This is a genomic window from Streptomyces sp. SID14478, assembly GCF_010548525.1.
Taxonomy (GTDB): domain Bacteria; phylum Actinomycetota; class Actinomycetes; order Streptomycetales; family Streptomycetaceae; genus Streptomyces.
Map to the genome: position 1 here is coordinate 1 of NZ_JAAGMG010000580.1, position 974 is coordinate 974.

Sequence of the window (974 nt, forward strand, 5' to 3'; positions counted from 1 at the left end):
GGCCGTCGCGCGTGCGGCCGTACAGGTCGAGGGCGGCCCGCAGCTCCTCGTCGGCGCGCGGCACGTCGCCGAGGCGCAGACAGAGCTGGCCGAGCTGGAAGTGGGCCCAGGCCTCCCCGTGCAGCGACTCGTTCTCCCGGTGCAGGGCGAGGGCGTCGGTGAGCAGGGCGCCGGACTCGCGGACGTGGGCGCGGTCGCGCTCGACCGCCGCCAGTGCGTGCAGCGTCCAGCCGCGGTCGCCCTTCGTCTCCGGTGTCGTCTGGAGATCGAGGGCCTGCCTCAACTTGGCGGTGGCCTCAGCGAGTTGGCCCTGGTGGTGCAGCGTGATGCCGAGCGAGCACAGGGCGCGGGCCTCGCCCGCCTGGTGGTGGGCCTCGCGGTACAGGTCGACCACCGACGTCAGCGTCGTACGCGCCTTGTCGAGCTCGCCGAGCTGGCGGGCCGCGATGCCGGTGCGCCACTGGACCGAGCGCACGAGCAGCCCCTGGTCGATGGCCTGCGTCAACTCGCTGATCTCGCCCAGGCGGTAGAGGTCGCCCCGCAGGAGGCAGTAGTCGCACAGGGCGCCGAGCAGGCCGAGGACCGCGTCCTGGTTGACGCCCTCCGCGTGCCGCAGCGCCGCCGTGATGAAGCTCGACTCGTCGTCCAGCCAGCGCAGCGCCGCGTCCAGGGACGTGAAGCCGTGCGGGCCCGGCTGCCCGGCGCGCGTGGACATGTTGCCGTCGACCATCCGGATCACCGCGTCGGCGAGGTCCGCGTAGTTCTGGATGAGGCGCTCCTGCGCCGCCGTGCGCTCGGCCGGCTCCTCCTCGTCGGCGAGGCGGGCCTGCGCGAAGACGCGGACCAGATCGTGCAGCCGGTAGCGGCTGCCCCGGACGTGGTCGATCAGGCCCGCGCGGGACAGCTCCGTCAGATGGCGGGTGGCCTGCGACTCGTCCGTGGCCAGCAGGGCCGCGGCGGCGGCCGCGCCGAGC

The 974-nt window shown here is 74.3% G+C and carries 1 protein-coding gene; it reads right to left on the reverse strand.

Annotation, left to right across the window (positions count from 1 at the left end; genetic code table 11):
- The coding region (locus G3I40_RS18905; protein ID WP_164303311.1) for a tetratricopeptide repeat protein at nt 1-974 on the reverse strand (974 nt) is incomplete at both ends.